Annotated in this window: 18 protein-coding genes, 1 tRNA gene and 2 pseudogenes; 12 read left to right on the plus strand and 9 right to left on the minus strand. The window is 69.3% G+C overall.

Translation table 11 applies throughout. From position 1 onward, the window contains the following. Positions 1–73: 73 nt before the first annotated feature. Complete coding sequence (aceE, locus tag ACMATS_RS26675) at positions 74–2,806, minus strand: pyruvate dehydrogenase (acetyl-transferring), homodimeric type (protein ID WP_390777914.1); 2,733 nt, start codon at positions 2,804–2,806, stop codon at positions 74–76. A gap of 455 nt (positions 2,807–3,261) precedes the next feature. Between aceE and ACMATS_RS26680 the strand changes: the two genes are divergently transcribed. The 6 genes from ACMATS_RS26680 (at position 3,262) to ACMATS_RS26705 (ending at position 7,808) form a co-directional block, all read left to right on the plus strand. Beyond that, positions 3,262–3,684, plus strand: coding sequence for a DUF3052 domain-containing protein (locus ACMATS_RS26680; protein ID WP_390777913.1), 423 nt, complete (start codon positions 3,262–3,264; stop codon positions 3,682–3,684). A 195-nt stretch (positions 3,685–3,879) separates the two neighbouring features. Further along, a complete protein-coding gene (locus ACMATS_RS26685) occupies positions 3,880–4,338 on the plus strand; it encodes a peroxiredoxin (protein ID WP_336411923.1) in 459 nt (152 codons plus the stop codon). A gap of 171 nt (positions 4,339–4,509) precedes the next feature. After that, positions 4,510–5,085, plus strand: a complete 576-nt coding sequence (locus ACMATS_RS26690; protein WP_390777912.1) for a TerD family protein — start codon at positions 4,510–4,512, stop codon at positions 5,083–5,085. Positions 5,086–5,185: 100 nt separating this feature from the next. After that, on the plus strand, positions 5,186–5,761 hold the full coding sequence (locus ACMATS_RS26695; RefSeq protein ID WP_390777911.1) for a TerD family protein: 576 nt from the start codon (positions 5,186–5,188) through the stop codon (positions 5,759–5,761). 49 nt (positions 5,762–5,810) lie between these two features. After that, positions 5,811–6,950, plus strand: coding sequence for a DUF475 domain-containing protein (locus ACMATS_RS26700; RefSeq protein WP_390777910.1), 1,140 nt, complete (start codon positions 5,811–5,813; stop codon positions 6,948–6,950). 111 nt (positions 6,951–7,061) lie between these two features. Continuing rightward, positions 7,062–7,808, plus strand: a complete 747-nt coding sequence (locus tag ACMATS_RS26705) for a TerD family protein (protein WP_414169324.1) — start codon at positions 7,062–7,064, stop codon at positions 7,806–7,808. A gap of 7 nt (positions 7,809–7,815) precedes the next feature. Here the strand turns inward: ACMATS_RS26705 and ACMATS_RS26710 are convergent, their stop codons facing one another. Beyond that, entirely contained in the window at positions 7,816–8,544 is a 729-nt protein-coding gene (locus ACMATS_RS26710; protein WP_390777908.1) for a TerD family protein, read from the minus strand. Positions 8,545–8,753: 209 nt separating this feature from the next. On the opposite strand from ACMATS_RS26710, the gene ACMATS_RS26715 reads away from it, so the two are divergent. From ACMATS_RS26715 to ACMATS_RS26735, 5 genes are all read left to right on the plus strand, one after another. Next, positions 8,754–9,914 (plus strand): HpcH/HpaI aldolase/citrate lyase family protein, encoded by a 1,161-nt coding sequence (locus ACMATS_RS26715; RefSeq protein WP_414169325.1) that lies wholly within the window; start codon positions 8,754–8,756, stop codon positions 9,912–9,914. Beyond that, entirely contained in the window at positions 9,911–12,340 is a 2,430-nt protein-coding gene (locus ACMATS_RS26720; protein WP_414169326.1) for a phosphoribosyltransferase, read from the plus strand. The genes ACMATS_RS26715 and ACMATS_RS26720 overlap by 4 nt, the downstream gene beginning before the upstream one ends. Positions 12,341–12,366: 26 nt before the next feature. Further along, on the plus strand, positions 12,367–13,155 hold the full coding sequence (locus ACMATS_RS26725; RefSeq protein ID WP_414170802.1) for an HAD family hydrolase: 789 nt from the start codon (positions 12,367–12,369) through the stop codon (positions 13,153–13,155). A 40-nt stretch (positions 13,156–13,195) separates the two neighbouring features. Further along, complete coding sequence (locus tag ACMATS_RS26730) at positions 13,196–13,864, plus strand: O-methyltransferase (RefSeq protein ID WP_390777905.1); 669 nt, start codon at positions 13,196–13,198, stop codon at positions 13,862–13,864. A gap of 173 nt (positions 13,865–14,037) precedes the next feature. Next, positions 14,038–15,141: a fatty acid desaturase family protein gene (locus tag ACMATS_RS26735; protein ID WP_414169327.1), complete on the plus strand. Its 1,104-nt coding sequence runs from the start codon at positions 14,038–14,040 to the stop codon at positions 15,139–15,141. Between the two features lie 39 nt (positions 15,142–15,180). Here the strand turns inward: ACMATS_RS26735 and ACMATS_RS26740 are convergent. The 6 genes and pseudogenes from ACMATS_RS26740 to ACMATS_RS26765 form a co-directional block, all read right to left on the minus strand. Next, positions 15,181–15,354 (minus strand): annotated as a pseudogene (locus ACMATS_RS26740) (integrase core domain-containing protein); the annotation flags it as partial. 103 nt (positions 15,355–15,457) lie between these two features. Then, positions 15,458–17,260 (minus strand): reverse transcriptase domain-containing protein, encoded by a 1,803-nt coding sequence (locus ACMATS_RS26745; RefSeq protein WP_414168149.1) that lies wholly within the window; start codon positions 17,258–17,260, stop codon positions 15,458–15,460. Positions 17,261–17,796: 536 nt separating this feature from the next. Beyond that, positions 17,797–18,576: pseudogene (locus ACMATS_RS26750) on the minus strand (IS481 family transposase); the annotation flags it as partial. 262 nt (positions 18,577–18,838) lie between these two features. Continuing rightward, entirely contained in the window at positions 18,839–19,045 is a 207-nt protein-coding gene (locus ACMATS_RS26755) for an FmdB family zinc ribbon protein (protein ID WP_414169328.1), read from the minus strand. A gap of 25 nt (positions 19,046–19,070) precedes the next feature. Continuing rightward, the gene (locus ACMATS_RS26760) at positions 19,071–20,408 is read right to left on the minus strand and encodes a hypothetical protein (RefSeq protein ID WP_391151497.1); all 1,338 of its coding nucleotides are present in this window, start codon (positions 20,406–20,408) and stop codon (positions 19,071–19,073) included. A 122-nt stretch (positions 20,409–20,530) separates the two neighbouring features. Beyond that, a complete protein-coding gene (locus ACMATS_RS26765; RefSeq protein ID WP_414169329.1) occupies positions 20,531–21,295 on the minus strand; it encodes a DUF4097 family beta strand repeat-containing protein in 765 nt (254 codons plus the stop codon). Between the two features lie 212 nt (positions 21,296–21,507). Between ACMATS_RS26765 and ACMATS_RS26770 the strand changes: the two genes are divergently transcribed. Beyond that, positions 21,508–21,579 (plus strand) — tRNA-Val (locus tag ACMATS_RS26770). A 136-nt stretch (positions 21,580–21,715) separates the two neighbouring features. Here ACMATS_RS26770 and ACMATS_RS26775 read toward each other — a convergent pair. Continuing rightward, complete coding sequence (locus tag ACMATS_RS26775) at positions 21,716–22,855, minus strand: GDSL-type esterase/lipase family protein (RefSeq protein ID WP_414170803.1); 1,140 nt, start codon at positions 22,853–22,855, stop codon at positions 21,716–21,718. Positions 22,856–22,956: the final 101 nt, after the last annotated feature.

Raw genomic sequence — 22,956 nt, forward strand, 5'->3', positions numbered from 1 at the left:
CACAACGAACCCGCAGCCAAAGGCAAAGGGCCCCGACCAGAGGTCGGGGCCCTCGCTGACGCAGTGCTACCGCTTACGCGTCACCACCGGCAGCGCCGGGATCGGCAGCCGCAACGTCCAGCAGCTCGTACCGGTCGATCGCCTGCTTCAGCGCCGAACGGTCCACCTTGCCCTCCTTGGCGAGCTCGGTGAGCACGCCGAGGACGATCGACTGCGCGTCGATGTGGAAGAAGCGACGGGCCGCACCACGGGTGTCGGCGAAGCCGAAGCCGTCCGCACCCAGCGACTGGTAGGTGCCGGGCACCCAGCGCGCGATCTGGTCCGGAACGGCACGCATCCAGTCGGACACGGCCACCTTCGGGCCCTCGGCGGCGGCGAGCTTCTGCGTCACGTACGGGACGCGCTGCTCCTCCTCCGGGTGCAGGAGGTTGTGCTCCTCCACCTTGATGGCCTCGTTGCGCAGCTCGTTCCAGGAGGTCGCCGACCAGACGTCCGCCTTGACGTTCCACTCCTCGGCGAGGATGCGCTGGGCCTCGATCGCCCACGGCACGGCCACACCGGAGGCGAGGATCTGCGCCGGAATCGCGCCCTTCTCACCCTCCTTGAAGCGGTACAGACCCTTCAGGATGCCCTCGGCGTCCACGTTCTCCGGCTCGGCCGGGTGCTGGATCGGCTCGTTGTAGACGGTGAGGTAGTAGAAGACGTCTTCCGCGTTCTCGCCGTACATCCGCCGCAGACCGTCCTGGACGATGTGCGCGATCTCGAAGCCGAACGCCGGGTCGTACGCGACGACGGCCGGGTTGGTCGAGGCCAGCAGGTGCGAGTGGCCGTCGGCGTGCTGCAGGCCCTCACCCGTGAGGGTGGTGCGGCCGGCGGTCGCGCCGAGGACGAAACCGCGCGCCAGCTGGTCGGCCATCTGCCAGAACTGGTCACCGGTGCGCTGGAACCCGAACATCGAGTAGAAGACGTAGATCGGGATCAGCGGCTCGCCGTGCGTGGCGTAGGCGGAGCCGGCGGCGATCAGCGAGGCGGTGCAGCCCGCCTCGGAGATGCCGTCGTGCAGCATCTGGCCGGTCGGGGACTCCTTGTACGCGAGCAGCAGTTCGCGGTCCACGGCCTCGTACTGCTGGCCCAGCGGGTTGTAGATCTTCGCCGACGGGAACAGCGAGTCCATGCCGAAGGTGCGGTACTCGTCGGGCGCGATCGGCACGAAGCGCTTGCCGATCTCCTTGTCCCGCATGAGGTCCTTGAGCAGGCGGACGAACGCCATGGTGGTGGCGATCGACTGCTGGCCGGAGCCCTTCTTGGTGGGGGCGTAGGCCTTCTCGCCCGGCAGGACGAGCGGCTTGGAGCGGTCCACACGAGTGGGTACGTAGCCGCCCAGCGCCTTGCGCCGGTCGTGCATGTACTGGATCTCTTCCGAGTCCTTGCCCGGGTGGTAGTACGGCGGCAGGCCGGACTCCAGCTCCTTGTCCGCGATCGGGATGTGCAGACGGTCGCGGAAGCGCTTCAGGTCCTCGACCGTCAGCTTCTTCATCTGGTGGGTCGCGTTGCGGCCCTCGAAGTTCGGGCCGAGCGTCCAGCCCTTGACCGTCTGCGCGAGGATCACGGTCGGCTGGCCCTTGTGGGCCTTGGCCGCCGCGTAGGCCGCGTAGATCTTCTTGTGGTCGTGACCGCCGCGGCCCAGGTGCAGGATCTGGTCGTCGGTCATGTTCTCGACCATCTTGCGGAGACGGTGGTCGTCGCCGAAGAAGTGCTCGCGGATGTACGCACCGGTCTCGGTGGCGTACGTCTGGAACTGGCCGTCCGGGGTGCTGTTCAGCTTGTTGACCAGGATGCCGTCCCGGTCCTGGGCCAGCAGCGGGTCCCAGGAGCGGTCCCAGACCAGCTTGATCACGTTCCAGCCGGCGCCGCGGAACTGCGACTCCAGCTCCTGCATGATCTTGCCGTTGCCGCGGACCGGGCCGTCGAGGCGCTGCAGGTTGCAGTTGACGACGAAGGTCAGGTTGTCCAGACCCTCACGGGCGGCCAGGGACAGCTGGCCGAGCGACTCCGGCTCGTCCATCTCGCCGTCGCCCAGGAACGCCCAGACGTTGGACTTGGAGGTGTCGGCGATGCCGCGGGCCTCCATGTAGCGGTTCATGCGGGCCTGGTAGATCGCACCGAGCGGGCCGAGGCCCATCGAGACGGTGGGGAACTCCCAGAAGTCCGGCATCAGACGCGGGTGCGGGTACGACGACAGGCCGTACGGGGCCTTCGACTTCTCCTGGCGGAACGCGTCGAGCTGCTGCTCGGACAGTCGGTCCAGGAGGAAGGCGCGCGCGTAGACGCCGGGGGAGGCGTGGCCCTGGAAGAAGATCTGGTCGCCGCCGTCGCCGTCGTCCTTGCCCCGGAAGAAGTGGTTGAAGCCCACGTCGTAGAGGGAGGCGGAGGAGGCGAAGGTGGCGATGTGGCCGCCGACGCCGATGCCCGGGCGCTGGGCGCGGGACACCATCACGGCCGCGTTCCAGCGGGTCGCGTTGAGGATCTTGCGCTCGATCTCCTCGTTGCCGGGGAAGAACGGCTCGTCCTTGGTGGCGATGGTGTTGACGTAGTCCGTGCTGCGCATCTCGGGCACGGCCACGCGCTTCTCGCGCGCCCGCTCGATCAGGCGAAGCATGAGGTAGCGGGCACGTTCCCGGCCGCGCTCATCGACGGCTGCGTCGAGTGAGTCGAGCCATTCCTGGGTCTCTTCGGGATCGAAGTCCGGGACCTGGCTGGGAAGGCCGCCAATGATGATCGGGTTGCGATCGGATCCGGAAGCCACGCTGTTCCTTCGCTGTTCGGGTCGTGCTGGGCACGCGGTCAAATACTGTCTCTGCTTTTTGTCGCGCCGTCCCATCGTGGACCGCGGCGGCGGAAACGTCATCTCTACTGGGCGGTAACCGCCGCAGGTGAGACGAAACGTCGTGGGGTGGTCGCCCGGGGCGGCCAAATCGCAACCTTACGCCCCCTATGGGGGTCGCCTGTGTACGGCCGTTCGGGCCCGCTTCCGGCGTCGCATGGAGTAACTTCGCAAACTCGGCAGAACCCTGTGGTGTGAATCACTTGCCACTGCTGCCTCATGGTGGGAGATGCCCGGAGACCGCCGTACTCGTCACCGTTTCGGCGGGCTCGGTGGCCGGGTACTTGCGCGAACCGCCCGGCACGTGTGGACTACGCCCATCGCTTCGCGTATGCGCGGGGCGGGCATACCTTTCAAAAGATGACAGGAGGAAATCCGTGAGCGCGACCGCGGACCACGCGGAGGAGCGGACCAACCCAGCCGGACGGCTGGGGTTCGAGCCGGGACAGGTGGTCCAGGAGATCGGTTACGACGACGACGTCGACCATGATCTCCGTGAAGGCATCGAGTCCCTCATCGGCCAGGACATCGTCGACGAGGACTACGACGACGTGGCCGACGTCGTCCTGCTGTGGTTCCGGGACGAGGACGGTGACCTCACGGACGCGTTGGTGGATGCCATCGGCTGTCTCGACGAGGGCGGCGTGATCTGGCTGCTGACCCCGAAGACCGGCCGTGACGGCTACGTCGAGCCGAGCGACATCCAGGACGCGGCGCAGACCGCGGGGCTCTCCCAGACCAAGAGCATCAGCGTCGCCAAGGACTGGTCCGGCACGAAGATGGCTTCGCCCAAGCGGTAACCGCTCCGCTGGGGTCGGTCGTTCCCCGGCTGCGGGTCGGCTGTGGCTGATCGCGCAGTTCCCCGCGCCCCTGACGGGGCGCGGCCCCTTGACGCACCCCCAACGCCCCCGGTGACCCCTGTCGCCGGGGGCGTTCGGCGTGGGTGACACACTGGGCACGCCGACAGGCTCCGTGATCAGAGAGGTGTGACCCCCATGGCTATTGCCGTAGGCGACAAGGCGCCCGACTTCGCGCTGAAGAACCAGCACGGTGAGACCGTCCGGCTCTCCGACTTCCGCGGCGAGAAGAACGTCGTCGTGCTCTTCTACCCCTTCGCGTTCACCGGCGTGTGCACCGGCGAGCTCTGCGCCGTGCGCGACAACCTGCCGCAGTTCGCCAACGACGACGTGCAGATCCTCGCCGTCTCCAACGACTCGCCCTTCTCCCTGCGCGTCTTCGCCGAGCAGGAGGGCCTGGAGTACCCGCTGCTGTCCGACTTCTGGCCGCACGGCGAGGCCAGCCGCGCCTACGGCGTCTTCGACGAGGAGAAGGGCTGCGCGCTGCGCGGCACCTTCGTCATCGACAAGGAGGGCGTCGTCCGCTGGACGATCGTCAACGGGCTGCCCGACGCGCGTGACCTGAACGAGTACACCAAGGCGCTCGCAGCGCTCTGACGCGCGCTCCCGGCGCACGCGGGCAACCCCGGCGCCGGGTCTCTGCGTCCTCAGCCGACAAGAGCCTGTAAACGGTGGGAACCGGGCACTACGCTCCGTACGTTGATCCGGTTGCCATCGCACAACCGGGGGCGGGGGACGCACCCCGCCCCTTGAACCAATGGAGGACTCGTGGGAGTCAGTCTCAGCAAGGGCGGCAACGTCTCGCTGACCAAGGCGGCCCCGAACCTGACCGCGGTGATCGTCGGCCTCGGCTGGGACGCCCGTACCACCACCGGTACGGACTTCGACCTGGACGCCAGTGCCCTGCTGACGAACGAGGCGGGCAAGGTCGGCAACGACCAGAACTTCGTCTTCTTCAACAACCTCAAGAGCCCCTGCGGTTCCGTCGAGCACCAGGGCGACAACCTCACGGGCGACGGTGACGGCGACGACGAGGTCATCAAGGTCAACCTGACCGCCGTGCCCGGCGACGTGGCGAAGATCGTCTTCCCCGTGTCCATCTACGACGCGGAGGCCCGCAAGCAGAGCTTCGGCCAGGTGCGCAACGCCTACATCCGCGTGGTGAACCAGGCCGACGGCAGCGAGCTGGCCCGCTACGACCTGAGCGAGGACGCCTCGACCGAGACCGCCATGGTCTTCGGCGAGCTCTACCGCAACGGCGCCGAGTGGAAGTTCCGCGCGATCGGCCAGGGTTACGCCTCCGGCCTGCGCGGCATCGCCCAGGACTTCGGCGTCAACGTCTGACGTCCGCCGCCGCCCCGTCCGGCGCCGCACCCCGGAATCCGGGGTGCGGCGCCGGACATGCGCGACGGGCGCACATCACGATTCGGGGAGGACCAGCACCATGGGCGTCACGCTCGCCAAGGGAGGCAACGTCTCCCTCTCCAAAGCCGCACCCAACCTCACGCACGTGACCGTCGCTCTCGGCTGGGACGCGCGCTCCACCACCGGAGCCCCCTTCGACCTGGACGCCAGCGCGCTGCTGTGCGGCGGGGGGCGGGTGCTGGGCGACGAGTACTTCGTGTTCTACAACAACCTCAAGAGTCCCGAGGGTTCGGTGGAACACACGGGTGACAACCTCACCGGTGAGGGCGAGGGCGACGACGAGTCGATCCTGGTCGACCTCACCAAGGTGCCGGCCGCCTGCGACAAGATCGTCTTTCCGGTCTCCATCCACGAGGCCGACCTGCGCGGCCAGAGCTTCGGTCAGGTCAGCAACGCCTACATCCGCGTCGTCAACCAGGCCGACGGCAGCGAGCTGGCCCGCTACGACCTCAGCGAGGACGCCTCCACCGAGACGGCGATGATCTTCGGCGAGGTCTACCGCTACGGCGGCGAATGGAAGTTCCGTGCGGTGGGCCAGGGGTACGCGTCCGGGCTGCGCGGCATCGCTCTAGACTTCGGGGTCAACGTTTCGTAAAGCCGCGTTCCCGCGCGGCTCCCCGAACAGCGAAGGATTGGGTCCGCCAGTGCTCCTGAAAACCTTTGGTTGGTCGTTCGCCGTGACCGCGGCCGGACTGGCCCTGGCCGGCGTTCTCTGGGGGTGGCAGGGGCTGGCGATCGTCGCGATCCTCTCCGTCCTGGAGATCTCGCTCTCGTTCGACAACGCGGTCATCAACGCCGGAATCCTCCGGAAGATGAACCCGTTCTGGCAGAAGATGTTCCTGACGCTGGGCATCCTCATCGCCGTCTTCGGCATGCGGCTGGTCTTCCCTGTCGTCATCGTGGCCATCACCGCCAAGCTCGGCCCCGTCGAGGCCGTCAAGGTCGCGATCCAGGACCACGACCGCTACGAACAGCTGGTCACCAGCGCCCACCCGGCCATCGCGGCCTTCGGCGGCATGTTCCTGCTCATGATCTTCCTGGACTTCGTCTTCGAGGACCGGGACATCAAGTGGCTTGCCTGGCTGGAGAAGCCGCTGGCCAGACTCGGCAAGCTGGAGACGCTGTCGATCGTCGTCGCCCTGGTCGCGCTGCTGGTCGCCGCGACCACCGTCGCCACCACGGTCCCGGTGCACGGCGGTTCCGGCACGGTCGACAAGACGGCGACGGTGCTGCTGGCCGGCATCGGCGGCCTGGTCACCTACTTGATCGTCGGCGGCATCTCGGGCTTCTTCGAGGACCGCCTGGAGGAGGAAGAGGAAGAAGCGGAGGGGAACGCGGCCGCCCTGTCGCAGAAGAGCGGCGGATCGGTCGTCGGATTGGCCGGAAAAGCCGCGTTCTTCATGTTCTTGTACCTTGAAGTCATCGACGCCTCCTTCTCCTTCGACGGTGTCATCGGCGCCTTCGCGATCACCAATGACATCTTTGCGATGGCGCTCGGTCTGGGCATCGGTGCGATGTACATCCGCTCGTTGACGGTCTTCCTGGTCCGCAAGGGCACCCTTGACGACTACGTCTATCTCGAGCACGGCGCGCACTACGCGATCGGAGCGCTGGCCGTCATTCTGCTGGTCACGATCAAGTACGAGATCAACGAGGTCGTCACCGGTCTCATCGGCGTCGTCCTGATCGGTCTGGCGTTCTTCTCCTCGGTGCTGCGCAACCGCCGGGAGAGCGGCTCCGGCAATGGCTCGGAAACGAAGGCGGAAGTCGCCAGCGGGGTGTGACCCCGGCACATTTGAGGAACGTTTCCCCTGGAGGCGGCCGCGAGGAACACCTCGCGGCCGCCTCTTCGGTTCACGGCACGGTCACGCTACGGACGGTGGGGGTACAGCGCGATGACGATTCGGGAAATGCTCTTCGGCAACTGGGGATACGGGGCTGCGCGGCAGTTCGACGTCACCGGCACCGGGGCGGTGGAGCTCACCAAGCGCCACCACACGTTCTCGCTGACCAAGCAGGGGGCCGCCACCGGCAATCTGCGCGTCAACCTGTCCTGGCGGATGCGCACCTCGGACTTCATGGACGACCGGTCCACCTCGCTCGGCGCCGGACTGCGGCACCCCTTCCGCAAGTTCGCCCCCGACGTGGTGGCGGCGCAGGGCCCGGCCATGGTCAACGTCGACCTCGACCTCGCCTGTATGTACGAGCTCAAGGACGGCACGAAGGGGGTGGTGCAGCCGCTCGGCAACATACTGGGCAGCATCAACTCCCCGCCGTACATCCAGCTCAGCGGCGACGACCGGTTCGGCTCGGGCGCGGGTGAGGACATCTACATCAACATGGACCACCGCGAAGAGTTCAGGCGCCTGCTGGTCTTCGTCTACATCTATGACGGGACCCCGGCGTTCGACCGTACCCACGCGACGGTGACGCTGTACCCCGGCAACGGCCCCCAGCTCGAAATCGCACTCCACGAGCGCGCCCCGGAAGCCCGCTCGTGCGCCGTCGTCATGATCGAGAACCGCAACGGCGACATCGTGGTCCACCGCGAGATGAAGTACGTCTACGGCTTCCAGAGCGAACTGGACCGCCTGTACGGGTGGGGCCTGCAGTGGGGACGGGGGTACAAGTCCAAGGTCTGAACCCGGCTCACCGGGCCAGGAACTGCGGCCCCTGCGGCGGCAACCGGAACCCGGGCGCAGCCCCTGCGGCGGGCTGCGGATACCCGTACCCCGCAGTGGGCGGAGCCACCGGCGGCGGCGGATACGAAGGCACCGGCACCGGCGGCTCCGCCGGCTCCGGGCTCCCCGCAGGGGCGCCGGCATCGTCGTCCACGGAGATGCCGAACTCCGTGGCGAGCCCGACCAGCCCGGACGCATACCCCTGCCCGAGCGCCCGGAACTTCCACCCCTCGCCGCGCCGGTACAACTCGCCGCAGATCATGGCGGTCTCGTCGCCCGTCTCCGGCTGCACGTCGAAGCGGGCGACGGGCTCGGCGGCCGCGTCCGGCCCGCCCGCGGCCATGTCGTACAGCAGCACGGACAGGTCCTTGACCAGACCGAAGGGGCCGCCGTCCGCGGAGGCGGCCAGGACCACGCGCGTCACCGAGCCGTCGAGCCGGGGGAGGTCGGCCTCCAGCGAGTCCGTCATCCCTTCCACGAGCCGCTTCTTGGGCAGGTGCCGGACCAGGCCGGAGGGGTGGCGGGGCTGGTTGTAGAAGACGAAGTCCTCGTCGGAGCGGACCCGTCCCGCATCGCCCAGCAGCAGGGCGGAGGCGTCCACGTCGGGGACGCCCGGGCCGGGGGTCCAGCGCAGTACGGCCCGTATGGTCGGGGCGTCCAGCGGGATGTTCGACCCCTTCAGCATCGCGTGCGTCATGCCCGCAATCCTGCCTTCCCCCACGGGCGGCGGACAACGCAGGGGTGCCGCGCGTCCGGCTGCTCCTACTCGACGTGTTGACGCCGGTCAGGAGTTTTTCTCTTGCTTGGGGAACTCTTGACCACCCGCCGGACGTACGATAACCAGCCACACTCCGGGCCCGGCAGCCCCTCCCGGAGGCGTCGAGGCGTGGCCCAACAGGGAGACTGATGAGGCATTTCGACCATCTTGCGCCCGCGGTGCGGAATGGGTTGTTCCATAAGGAGCCGTGCACCTTCGACGCCGGCTCCCCGGCCCGCATGCTCGCGGTCGCCCTCGGCGCCACGCTCTACAGCCCCGCCACCCGGAGCACGCTCGCCGGGGACGTCGTCAAACAGGCGGAGCGCGGCGTGGTGTCCATGGTCCTGTGCCTGGAGGACTCCATCGGGGACGCCGAGGTGGCCGGAGCGGAGGAGAACCTCGTCCGGCAGCTGACCGCGCTCGCGGAGTCCTCCCGTGATCTCCCGCTGCTGTTCGTCCGCGTCCGCGAGCCCGGCCAGATCACCGCCCTGATGCGGCGCCTCGGCCCGGCCGGGCGGCTGCTGTCCGGATTCGTGCTGCCCAAGTTCACCGAGGAGCGCGGCCTGCCCTTCCTGGAGGCGCTCGCCGCCGCCGAAGGGGCCTGCGGGCGGCGGCTGTTCGCCATGCCCGTCCTGGAGTCGCCCGAACTGCTGCACCTGGAGACGCGCACCGAGACGCTCGGCGGCATCGCCCGCGCCGTCGAGAAGCACCGCGACCGCGTGCTGGCCCTGCGCCTCGGCGTCACCGACTTCTGCTCCGCCTACGGGCTGCGCCGCGCGCCCGACATGACCGCGTACGACGTGCAGATCGTCGCCTCCGTCATCGCCGACGTCGTGAATGTCCTCGGCCGCGCGGACGGCAGCGGCTTCACCGTCACCGGCCCGGTGTGGGAGTACTTCCCGCAGCCCCAGCGGATGTTCAAGCCGCAGCTGCGCCGCAGCCCCTTCGCCGGCGCCGCGGAGGCGCTGCGTGCCGCGCTGATCGAGCACGACATGGACGGCCTGCTCCGCGAGATCCAGCTCGACCGCGCCAACGGCCTGCAGGGCAAGACCTGCATCCACCCGTCCCACGTCGTCCCCGTGCACGCCCTCTCCGTCGTCAGCCACGAGGAGTTCAGCGACGCGCAGGACATCCTGCGGCCGGATCGCGACGGCGGTGGAGTGCTGCGCTCCGCCTATACGAACAAGATGAACGAAGTGAAGCCGCACCGGGCCTGGGCCGAGCGGACGATGCTGCGCGCCGAGGTCTTCGGCGTCGCGCGCGAGGACGTCGGCTTCGTGGAGCTGCTGTCGGCGAGCGTGCGGACGTGAAGGGAAACGGGAACGTGGACGTGGACGCGTGGTCGGGCCAGTGGGTCACGGACCGGCTGGGTGTCGGCCTGGAGGGTGACCGGCGCCTGCCGGAGCTGCTGGGCCTGGCCCTGCGGCGCAACCCCAGGCGGGCGCACCTGCTGGTCTCGAACGTGCTCGGCAAGCACGTGCCGGCCTCGCCCGCGCGGGTGTACGGCGCCGGCCTCGATCTGGGCCGCAGGGTACGGGAGTTGCTCGGCGAGGCCGATGCGGCACGGGCGGTGGTGCTCGGCTATGCGGAGACGGCCACGGGCCTGGGCCACTCCGTCGCGGACGGCCTGGGGCTCGCCCCGTACCTGCACTCCACGCGCCGCCCGGTGCGCGGGGTCAGCGCGGTCGGCGGTTTCGAGGAGGAGCACAGCCACGCGACGTCCCACCTGCTGCTGCCGGAGGACCCGGAACTGCTGGCGGGAGAAGGCCCGTTGGTCCTGGTCGACGACGAGTTCTCGACGGGCCGCACGGTGCTGAACACCGTCGCGGCGCTCCACGAGCGCTTCCCCCGCGACCGGTACGTGGTCGTCGCCCTGGTCGACACGCGCACCGGGCAGGACCGCGCGCGGCTGGAGGAGTTCGCGGCGGAGCTGGGCGCGCGCGTCGACGTCGTCGCGCTGGCGAGCGGGACGGTGCGGCTGCCGGAGGGGGTGCTGGAACGGGGGCAGGCGCTGGTTGCGCAGCACGACGACGGGCGGACCGAGGAAGCTCCGTCGCACCGCGCGCCGGTGTCCCGCGTCGATCTGAACTGGCCCCTCGGCCTCCCCGACGGAGGCCGCCACGGCTTCACCCCCGCCCACCGCGCCCGCCTGGAAGCCGCACTTCCGGACATGGCGGCCCGCATCCGCGAGGCCCTCCCGCCGGGCGCGGCCCGCGTACTCGTCCTCGGCAACGAGGAGTTGATGTACGCGCCCCTGCGCCTGGCGGAAGAACTGGAACGGTCGGTGGACGGCGTGCGGTTCTCCACGACCACCCGGTCACCGGTCCTCCCCGTCGACGACCCCGGCTACGCGATCCGCACGCGCATCGCCTTCCCGGCCCACGACGCCCCCCGCGACGCCCCCGACGGCGACCGCTACGCGTACAACGTGGCCGGCGGCGGCTTCGACGCGATCGTCGCCGTCGTCGACTCGGCCGGCGACACCCCCGCCCTGCACGCCCCCGGCGGCCTGCCGGACCGTCTCGCCGCCCACACCCGGAAGGTCCTGCTCGCCGTGATCCCCTCGCACCGCGCCGCGGGCGAACCCCTGCGCGGCCCCGCCTTCTCCTCCTACGCCCCCGAGGACGTCGGCTGGCTGCTCCAGGACCTGTCCTCCGTGGCCCTCGAAGCCCCCACCGAGGAACGGGAGGAGGCCATCCAGAGCGGCGGCGCGCACTACGCGGAATCGCTGCCGGTCGAGTACCAGCCCAGCGCGCGCTACCAGGAGCTCTACCGCGCCGCCCTCGACGCCTCAGCGGCCCGGGTCGCCCGCGCGGTCGGTGCCGTCACCGAGACCGTCCTGGCGGAGCGGTCGCCCCGCCCGGTCCTGGTCTCCCTCGCCCGCGCCGGCACGCCCGTCGGCGTGCTGATGCGCCGCTGGGCGCAGCACGCGCACGGCCTGGACCTGCCGCACTACGCCGTCTCCATCGTCCGCGGCCGCGGCATCGACGCCAACGCGCTGCGCTGGCTGGCCGACCGGTACGACCCCGCGGACGTCGTCTTCGTCGACGGCTGGACCGGCAAGGGCGCGATCGCCCGCGAACTCGCCGAGGCGATCGAGGGGTTGGAGGGGTGCGACGGCTTCGACCCGCGGCTCGCGGTCCTCGCCGACCCGGGCCACTGCGTGGCGACCTACGGCACGCGCGACGACTTCCTCATCCCGTCCGCCTGCCTCAACTCGACCGTCTCCGGCCTGATCTCGCGCACGGTCCTGCGGTCCGACCTCGTCGGCCCGGACGACTTCCACGGCGCGAAGTTCTACCGCGAGCTGGCCGGCGCCGACGTCTCGCGCTCGTTCCTCGACGCCGTCACCGCCCGCTTCCCCGAGGTCGGCGAGGACGTGGCCCTCGACGCCAAGCGCCTCGCCGCCGCCCCCGACCGCGCCCCCACCTGGGCCGGCCGGTCGGCCGTCGAGCGCATCAGCGAGGAGTACGGCATCCACGACGACAACCTCGTCAAGCCGGGCGTCGGCGAGACGACCCGGGTGCTGCTGCGCCGCGTCCCCTGGAAGATCCTCGCCAAGCGGGGCGCGGGCGCCGACCTCGACCACGTGCGGCTGCTGGCGGAACAGCGCGGCGTGCCCGTCGAGGAGGTCGACGGGATCGACGGCCTGCCCTACAGCTGCGTCGGCCTGATCCACCCCCGCTACACGCGCGGCGCCACCGGGGCGGACGGCAAGGCGGTGCCGACGCCGTGACGCCGACGCCGATCGCCGTGACACCGATGCTGGTCGCCAGCGACCTCGACCGCACCCTCATCTACTCGGAGGCGGCGCTGGGCCTCGCCGAGACCGAGTCGCCTCTGGTGTGCGTGGAGACGTACGAGGACAGACCGCTGTCGTACATGACGCGCACGGCCGCCGCGCTGCTGGCCGAGGTGGCCCGTACCGCCGTCTTCGTCCCGACGACTACCCGTACGCGCGAGCAGTACGGCCGTGTCCGGCTGCCCGGCCCGGCACCGCGGTTCGCGGTCTGCGCGAACGGCGGGCAGCTGCTGGTCGACGGCGAGCCGGACGCCGGCTGGCACGCGGCGGTGCGGCGGAGGCTGGCCGCCGAGTGCGCCCCGCTGGCGGAGGTCCGTACGCGGCTGCTGCGCACCGCGGACCCGGCGTGGCTGCTCAAGGAGCGCGTCGCCGAGGACCTCTTCGCGTATCTCGTCGTGGAGCGCGGGCAGTTGCCCGGCACATGGGTCGGGGAACTGGAGGCGTGGGCGGCGGAGCAGGGCTGGACGGTGTCCCTCCAGGGCCGCAAGCTCTACGCCGTGCCGAAGCCGCTCACCAAGAGCGCGGCCGTCGCCGAGATCGCCCGCCGCACCGGCGCCGCCGCGGTACTGGCCGCGGGCGACTCCCTGCTCGACGCCGACCTGCTGCTCGCGGCGGACCGCGCCTGGCGCCCCGGCCACGGCGAACTCGCCGATCTGGACTGGACGGCGCCGCACGTCACGGCGCTGGAGGCGCGGGGTGCGACGGCGGGGGAGGAAATTGCGCGGGCCTTCGCTGCGGCGTGCACGTAATCTCGTGGACGGCCTGCAGTCGTCACAACGAGGAGACGTCGTGCCCGAGTTGAAGAACAATGTGCTCACGCCCGAGCTGTACGCGTACGTCCTGGCCCACAACCCGCCGCTGGACGCGGTGCAGAGCGCCCTGGTCGAGTTCACGCACGACACGCTGCCGGACGTCGCGGTCAAGCAGATCCCGAAGGAACAGGCCGCGTTGCTGCCCTTCCTGGTCCGCCTGACGGGCGCCCGGCAGCTCCTGGAGGTCGGCACCTTCACCGGCCTGTCCGCGCTGTCCATGGCCCGGGCGCTGCCGCCGGGCGAGGGCCGGCTGATCACCCTCGACATCTCGGAGGAGTGGACGGCCCATGCCCGCCGGGCCTGGGCCGAGGCGGGCGTCGCGGACCGCATCGAGCTGCGCATCGCCCCCGCCCTGGACTCCCTGCGGGCCCTGCCGGCCGAGCCGCACCTGGACCTGGCGTTCCTGGACGCCAACAAGGACGGCTACATCGCCTATTGGGAGGAGATCGTCCCGCGGCTGCGCGTGGGCGGCCTGCTGGTGGTCGACAACGTCCTGTTCAACGGAACGGTCGTCGACCCGTCGGTGACGGCCGGGCCGGGGGCCGACGTCCGCGCGTTCAACGCACACGCGGCGAAGGACAGCCGGATGGAGAGCGTGATGCTGACGGTGGCGGACGGGGTGACGCTGGCGCGGCGCGTGGGGTGAGGGGCCGGGGGCTTCGCCCCGGGCTTCGGCCGGTGAATTCCTCCCTCTCCCGGAATCCTTGGAAGCGGGCCGGTGACAAGGATTCCCAAAGTGGATTCCGCATTCACCTTCCGCACAGGGGGTTCCTTCTTGTGGGACGCCGGGGGCGGGAATTCCGGTTGTACGTTTCCGGCATGACTGCTCCCCCGCTCCCGTCCCCGTCCGCCGCCCCATGCCTGCCGGCGGACACCGGCTCCCCCGGATCTGCCGGCGGACACCCGGGTGGCAGTGACTTCGCGCAGCTCTCCCGGCGCATCGCGTCGGCAGGGCTGATGCGGCGCTGCCCCGTCTACCACGCGGTCCGGCTGACACTGGTCGCGGGAGCGTTCGTGGCGGGGTGGCTGGTCTTCGCCGCCGTCGGCGACAGCTGGTGGCAGCTGGCGGTGGCCGCGTTCATGGCCCTGGTCTTCGGGCAAGTCGCCTTTGTCACCCACGACATTGCGCATCGGCAGGTATTCCGGCTGCGGCGGCCCAGTGAGATCGGCGGACGGATATGCGCCGATCTCGCCATCGGAATGAGCTACGGCTGGTGGATGGACAAGCACACGCGTCACCACGCGAATCCCAACCACGAGGAACTGGATCCGGATGTTGTTCCGGATGTCCTGGTGTGGTCACAGAACCAGGCGGAGAAGAGCACGGGGCTGCCCCGCTTCATCGGCCGCCGCCAGGCGTATCTCTTCTTCCCGCTGATCTTCCTGGAGGGCTTCTACCTGCATGTGGCGAGCTTCCGGGGCCTGCGTTCGACGGCCGTGAAGCGACGCGGGCTCGAGGCGGTGCTGTTGTGCGTGCACCTCGCCGGGTACCTGGGCGTGCTGTTCCTCGTTCTGCCTCCGGGTAAAGCGGTCGTCTTTCTCCTCGTCCACCAGGGGCTGTTCGGCGTCTACTTGGGTTGCGCCTTCGCTCCCAACCACAAGGGAATGCCCACCTTCACCGGTGACCAGCGGCCGGACTTCCTCCGGCGGCAGGTGCTGACGTCCCGGAACATACGGGGCGGATGGTTCACCGACATCGCACTCGGCGGGCTCAACTACCAGATCGAGCACCATCTCTTTCCCAGCATGCCGACTCCTCATCTGCGCCGGGCACAGCCCCTGGTGCGCGCCTACTGCGCGGAGCTGGGAATCGCGTACCACGAGACGGGATTCATCGCCTCGTACGCGGAAGCACTGCGGCACCTGCATCGGGCCGGCGCTCCGATCCGGGCCGGAGCGCCGGCCCGGGACGGTGGGGACTGACGGACCAGAGGCAGGCCGTCACCCTTCGCCGGACACGCCCTAGGTGTATTGACCCGCAGGGTTGTTGACGCGGGTGATGGGTGGCTCGCCTCCGAGTGCGGTGTGGCATCGGTGGTGGTTGTAGGTGTGGAGGAAGTCTGCCAGGACTGCGGTGCGTTCGTCGTTGCTGGTGTAGGGCCGCAGATAGGCCCATTCGTCGAGCAGGGTGCGGGTAGGGTCGGCCGGACGACGAGGTGCCTGCTGAACAGGTCCTTTTCCGTCCGGCCTCCCACCGAACCGGCCATGCCCGTTTCCGGGCAGCACGGCTCTCCAGTGACTACTGCGTGCGCGTTGCAGTCGGTTTCCTCTGATGGATGCGGTCGTGACAACTGCCGCAGACCACAATGGACTTGCGGCGGCGCGCGACCATCATCTTCACCCAATCGGAGGATGCGTCACCGGCCTGTTGGAGCTTGTCGAGCGACTTGACGTGGTGGGCTTCCACCTCGCCCGGCTGCTTGCAGAGCTCGCATCTATTCGCAGCGAGCCGACGGATCAGCTCTTTATGCGGATAGACCGGACCGGTCAGACGGTCGGTCAACTCTGCCGTCTTCTGCCGCTTGAGAGGAATTCCCCCGAAGCGGGCGACCAGTTCTCTCCTGTTGTCTCGCGCCAAGGTGGCCTCGAAGCACGTGCGTGGCCCGTGCGGCGTCGTGATCTTGGCCTTGAAGCGGGCCGCCATCTTCGTCACCGACGAGCCGTGCTTTCTTGCCAGGGTCTTGAGCATGGAGGTCTCCATGACCCAGCGCAGCCGGTGAAGCCGCTGGACATCACTGGCCAGGAGGTAGTACTGGACAATGCCCCGGTACTCGATCCCATATTTGCCCACGATGACGTAGTCGGTCTCGTTGACGAGAGGGTTTCGGCACGCGGGTTTTCCGCGCGACAAGTACGGGACGCTCTTGGCCTTGACCACAGAGGCAGGCACATGCAGGACTACCGTTCCGCATACAGACCGGCGGTTTCGCCGGTCGCTTGCCGATGGCCGTCTCGTTTTCTGGTTCATGCTTGCTACTGAGATCTCGTAGCCGAGGAACTTCGCCCTCTTGGTGCGGGCATGAGTGATCAGCGTCTTCTCCTGCGACAGTTCCAGCTTGAGATCATCACGCAGGAACTTCGCGATCCGCTGCTTCACTTCCTCGGCTTCGGCCTTCGGCCCGACAAACCCGAGCAAGGTGTCATCGCAATACCGCACGTAGCGCAGTCTCCGATAGTTCGGATCATTCGGATCCTGGCTCGGGAGACTATGCAACCTCCGATAGAGGGACCGCACTTCAGCACGGTCACCTCGCCGGCGGGCACGTACGATCGCTTGCTCCACCTTCCGATACTCCGGATTACGCGCTCGGAGCTTCGCTCGGGTGTATTCAGGAATCAGGGATTTCTCGACGAACTCGTCCAGCTTGTGCAGGTAAATATTGGAGATCACGGGGGAAACGACGCCGCCCTGCGGAGCCCCGCTGAGTGTCGCGTTCCAGACCCAGTCCTCCAGGTATCCGGCCTCGAGCATGTTGCGCACCAGCCGCAGGAACCGCTGGTCATGGACCTTCTCGCCCAGCAACCGGAGCGTGACCTCATGGTCGAGGCTCCCGAAGCAGTCGGCGATGTCGCCCTCAATAAACCAGGTTGTTCCGGTCCAGGTGTTGGCCACCTCCCGCAGCGCGGTGTGGCAGCCCTTTCCTGGCCGGAAGCCGTGGGAGCGATCGGAGAAGGCAGGCTCGTAGTAAGCCTCCAAGAGGAGACGCATCACTTCGCCTACTAATTTATCCGTCCACGTTGGCAGACCTAGAGGCCGAGTATTTCCGCTCTGTTTCTTCGGGATATGAACTCGCCTCACCGGGCGGAATCGATAACGCTCGTGGCGCATCGCATCAATGATGCGGTCGATCTTCCGCACGGACATGCCGTCCACGGTTTCCTGCGTGACCCCAGGCGTCATCGCACCCTTGTTGGCATAGATGCGCCCGTAGGCCAGCAGATACAACTGCGGGTTGAACAGCTGTCGATACAGTTCCTCACACGGCAGACCGCGTCTGCCGCGCTCACGCAGGACACCCAACACCGTCTCGGCGCTCTGCATTTCGCATACCTCCCGACTTCGGGTGTCCGATCACCTGGGGCCCTTCGCCCGAATGTAGACGGCTTTCCCGCCCTCCCTGGCCGGTCGTTACTCCGGCGACTACTACGGCCCCTCCGTCACCATAGGGCTCGCGCCCGTTAGGCGATCCCACGTTCGTCCCTGTCGTACGTAATAGCGTGACGTAGGCGCCCCACTCATCTCCTTAAATGCCCTCACTGGGCATCGCTCCCTGTCCCGGAGGTTGCTTGGCCTTCTTTCACCGCGACCGCAGGACCGGCACCGGTTTCGGACGTCTTTCCGGTGGATGCGAACTTCCATCTCCTGGAGATTAGGGTTCAGGCAATTCAGCTTTCGCCATATCACGCGGGTCCCCCAGAGCACCGTCCCTGACGTCTGGACCCGGCCTCTGGTTAGCTGGCATGCTACGGTCCCCTTCACCTTTCGGATCCAGGTAAGCCATCAGACCCAGGAATATCCCTCCGAATTCCTCCCGGCTATACCGGGGATACGACCGGGCGCCTCGTGGCGCACTTGAAGCGTTCGACCTTGCCGTTGGTCTGGGGCCGGTAGGCGCGGGTGAGCTTGCCGGCCGCGCCGAGGTCGGCCAGGGCCTGTCTCCAGGCCAGGCCCTTGCGGTAGGCCCAGGCGTTGTCCGTGAGCACCCGCTCGATCCGGGTGATGCCGTGCGCGTGGAAGAACGTGGCCGCGCGGGTGAGGAAACCCGCGCAGGTCGCGACCTTCTCGTCGGGGTGGATCTCGCTGTAGGCCAGGCGGGAGTGGTCGTCGACGGCGGAGTGGATGTAGTCGAATCCCATACCGCTGCGGGTGGTGCGGCCGGCCTGGCGGCCCAGGGCCTTGTGTCCGCCGCCGTCGGGGATACGCCCGAGCTTCTTAACGTCCACGTGGATCAGCTCGCCGGGACGTTCGCGTTCGTAGCGGCGGATGACCTGGCCGGTGGGCCGGTCGATCCAGGCCAGCCGGTGCAGTGCGTGACGGGTGAGTATCCGGTGCACGGTCGAGGTGGGCAGGCCCAGGATCGGACCGATCCGGGCCGGGCCCAGCTTCCGTGTCGTTCTCAGCTCGCATACCCGGGCTTCGACGGCGGCGGGCGTGCGGTGCGGGGTCGTGCGCGGCCTGCTGGAGCGGTCCCGCAGTCCCGGCTCGCCCTCGGCCCGCCACCGGCGGACCCATTTGTGAGCTGTCGTCCGCGAGATGCCCATCTCCGCTGCGACATGTGCAACGGGGCGTCCGGAACAGACCCGTTCAATCAGGATCCGTCTGCCGTGAACGGTCAGCCGGGCATTACGGTGGGACACGAAGACCTCCGTGCGGTGAAGACTCGACACCTCCACCACACCGGAGGTCTTCGCCATGCTCAAGACCCACAGCTGTCAACAACGCTCGTGATCAATACACCTAGGGCGTGTCCGATGGGTCGGCACAGGCCCTGCGGCGCCTGGTACGGCGCCTCGCCGCGTTGTCGCATCACCCGAGTACGCCCAGTACGCGGGAGATGCTCCGCCTTGCGATGCACCGCACCAGACACCGCAGGGCCTGCACCGACCCATCGGACACGCCCTAGCCGCAGCAGCCGCCCCCGCAGCATCCCCCGCCCCCGCCCTGCGGGGCCGGGCCGGCGCTGCCGGTCACGGCGACGGTCGACAGCAGCTTCACGGTGTCCCCGTGCCCGGCAGGGCACACGGCCGGGTCGGACGACTCGGCCATCGGCCGGGTCAGCTCGAACGTGTCACCGCAGGCCTTGCACCGGTATTCATAACGAGGCATGCCCGCAGCATAGTCAGCCGGGGTGTCAGTGCCCCAGCCCCCGCTCGTCCCGGATCGCCTGCACCACCCCGGCCGCGACCTCGCGCACGGCCTCCGTCTCCGTGAGGAACCGCCACCAGTCCGGGTGCCGCCCCTCCAGCCCCGCGACCGCGCGCTCCAGCCGCTCCACCGCCGCGTCGAGCGGCTGGGCGTGCCGCGGGTCGGGCGTGCTGCGCCCGGCCATCGCCAGCCGCTGTGCGTCGCGCACGGCGAAGCGGGTGCGCTCGACCTCCCGGCGGTGGTCGAAGGACACCTCGTCCAGCCGCCGCAGCCGCTCGCCGGCCGCGGACACGGCCTCGTCCGTGGTGCTCAGCAGTGCCCGCACCGTCGCCAGCCGGGCCGTCGCGTCCGCCCAGCGCTGCTCGTCCCGCGCCTCCTGCGCCTCGCGCAGCACCTGCTCGGCCCGGTCCACGGCCCGCGCGGCCTCGTCCGGCACCTGCTGCAGGTCCTGCCAGCACGCCGCGCTGTACCGGCGGCGCAGCTCGCTGAGGACGGGGCCGACGGCGCCCGCGCGCGTGGTGAGCGCCTGGGCGCGGGTGCGCAGCGAGACGAGCCGCTTGTCGATCTCCGCGGCCTTCTGCGGCAGTTGACCGGCCTCTTGGCCGATGGCCTCGGCCTCGCGCAGCACCCGCTCCGCGCGCTCGACGGTCTCGCGCACGCCGTGCTGCCCGGCACCCTGGTTGAGCAGGGTCAGCTCGGGGGAGAGGGCGGCCAGCCGGGCGGCCAGATCGTCGGCGCGCAGCCCCGAGGCCCGTGCGGCGTCCAGCGCGTTGCTCGCGGCGAGCAGCCCCTGCCGGGCCCGCTCCACCGCCGGGGCGACCCGCGCCAGCTCGCTCTCGGCTCTCGCGAGCAGCGGCCCGAGACTCTGCCCGAACCGCTCCAGGTCGCCCTTGACGCGGACGAGCTCGTCCTTGGCCCGCGTGAGATCGGCACGGGCGCGGGAGGCGGCGGAGGCTTCCAGATCCTCCCGATCAAGATCATGCGCATCGACGGCACCGATGTAGGAATGCGACACCTCGTCGATCCGCTGCCCGAACGCCTCGAAGTCGGCGGCCGCCTTGCGGGCTGCGGGGGAGGAGTCCACCGCGGTGATCGTCTCGATGGAGATGCGGAGTTCGCGCTGGGCGGTGTCGAGCTCGTAGAACGCGGCGGCGGCCGCATCCTTCGCGGCCTGGGCGTCGGCGCGCTGCGCCTCGCTGCCACGGCCCCAGCCCCAGCGGCGCGTGCCGCCGCCCGCGAAGGAGGCGAGGGCGAGGGCGGCGAGCGGAAGCGGAAGCAGCACGAGCCCGGCGGTCTCGCGAACGGACCGCCCTGCGTGCCTCATGGATTGCGCGAAGGTCGCCGTCACGTTGCCGTCTGCCCTCTCCGGTGAGTCTCCCCAGGCCCGAGGGCTATTGTCCCACCTGCCAGGACGGGGCCGACTCGGCGGGCGGATCGGCCAGAGGCTCACCCGGTGGTGACGGTGATGCTCCCGTTGTTGCTGCGGGCGGTCACCGCGTGCGCGCTGGAGGCGTCGCGGGGGACATCGACGCTGACGCGCCCGTTGCCCGCGTGCGTATCGACGTTGTAGGCGGCGCGGGGGAGGGCGATGCGGGTGGAGCCGTTGTCGCTCTTCGTCCCGACCCGGTCGGGCACCTGCTGCAGCCCGAGCCGGATGGACCCGTTGCTGCTGGTGACCGACACCTGCCGGGAACGGATGCCGTCGGCGGTCACGCGCCCGTTGGACGTGCCGACCTCGAGCCGGCCGGAGGAGTCGCGCACGTCGACGGACCCGTTGCCGGTGCCGATCTTCAGGTCACTGTCGAAACCGTGGGCGTCGACGGAGCCGTTCTTGTCCTTGACGTGCACCGCGATCCCGCGCGGCACCTCGATCCGGTGCTTGGCGTCGCACCCGACACTGATCCCCCGGCAGTGCATCCGCAGCTTGAGGGTGTCCCCGTCCATGCTCCACGTGGCCCCCGCCGATCCGCCCATGGCCCACCCGTCGAACCACCGCGTCACCTTCACGTCCTTGCCGCCGCCACTGTCGCCGACGAGCTCGACGGCGGAATCGTCGGTGTCCACGGTGAGCTCCTGCCCACGGACCGTGAACGTCCGGTCCTCGGGTGCGGCATTCTCGGCACTGGCCCCGCACCCGCTGAGGGCGGCACCGGCGACCAGAACGCCACTGATCACGATCGAGGTGCGGACGACGGCGGTGTGGGGAAACATGGCGAACTCCGTTCGGGGCGGGTGGGGACGCGGCGGGGCCGGCCCGGCAGGGCCCGGCTCGGCCCGGCCGGTGTCCACGACCCTAGGGACGGAGGCCCGGGAACGGGATCCGGTGCGCTACCGGGTACGGGGTGGGGTTTTCCCCACCTGGGGCATCATGATCAGGTTTGCCGGGGAACGGTCCCGGCCATGTAGGGTGTCTGTTCGTGCGAGGGCGCATAGCTCAGCGGTAGAGCGCTGCTCTTACAAAGCAGATGTCGGCGGTTCGAATCCGTCTGTGCCCACATCTGAGTAGCCGCAGGCAGACAGCGAATTCGGCCCCTCAGCTCAATCGAGCTGAGGGGCCGTCGCGTGCCAGGCCACTCTCGCCGCGCACGCTGATGGGCTCCGAACCCTGTGCAGGTACGGAGCCCCGGTCACTCAGCGGAACGGGCCGTCTTCGGCGAAGGCGTGTGCGGCGAAGCGTTTCCCCATCCGGCGGTATGCGGCGGCGGTGGGGTGCAGGCCGTCGGCGAGGTCGTCCACCTCGTCCGGGCCGAGCAGTTCGCGTCCGTCGAGATAGTGCAGGTGGGGATCGTGTGCTCGCCGGGCCGCAACGATTCGGTCCAGTTCGCCACGAACCACCTCCAGCGACAACGCCCCACGGGCCACATCGGCCGGGTCGCCCAGGGCCCTGACTTTCCCGTCCGGGCCCATCGCGGTCGGGCCGGGAGTCGCCTCGAGTGCCGGACAGCTCACCGGGGACATCAGCAGCAGCGGGGTGTCCGGGTGACCGTCCCGGATCGTGTCCAGGAATCCGTGCACCGCCGGGCCGAACGTCCGCAGCCGGAAGGCGGCCAGGCTCACGATGTTGATGCCTGTCTTGAGGCTGATCAGGTCGGCGGGCATATCGCGGATCGTCCGGGCGACATAGGGGTCCAGCATGTCGTTGCCCGCCTGGCTGAGGTTGATCACCTCCACTCCCCCGAGCGAAGCCGCCACCACCGGCCAGGTGCCGGTCGGGCCGTCGGCTTCGAGGCAGTGGCTGATGGAACTGCCGTGGTGCACCCAGCGACGCCGACCGTCCGCCGGCGGTGCCAGCACCTCGCCGTCAGCACGGAGTGCCAGCAGTTCCGTGGGAGTCTGCTGCGGCAGCCACAGCTCGACGTTCTTCATGCCGGCCGGCAGCCCGGCGAACCGTACGATCCCCGGCTCCCCCGGGACCAGTCGCTGCGCGGCCCCGGGGCCCGCCATCCGCACCACATTGCCCAACGGTGCCTGCCGGCGCCCGGCATGAGCACCGTCGACCAGCAGTTCCAGCATCCCGGTCGGACGGGGTTGGGGGTCGGTGTCGAGTTGCCCAGTGGAGGTGAGTACCTCGAACTCCAGCTCACGCGCATCGGTGCGGAACACCAGCCGCACCCCCGAAGGCATCACCGTCGTCCCGTAGACCGACGGATCCTGGTACTGCTCCTTGGTCCACGCGGGCAGCCTGCGAGGCATCACCCCCGCCCGCGTCCTCTCCGAGTCCAGCGCACCCCGTAACTCCACCGGCCCGTCCACCAGCGAAAATTCCCGCATCGCCACCGTCGCTGCTCCCCTGCACGCTCTCAGGTCCGGATACGTGTACGCAGCGGCGAGTTCTCCCACCGCCACCCTGTCACACAAGCACTCCTTGCCAC

Source organism: Streptoverticillium reticulum (assembly GCF_047456005.1).
In the GTDB taxonomy this organism is placed as follows: Bacteria; Actinomycetota; Actinomycetes; order Streptomycetales; family Streptomycetaceae; genus Streptomyces; species Streptomyces reticulum.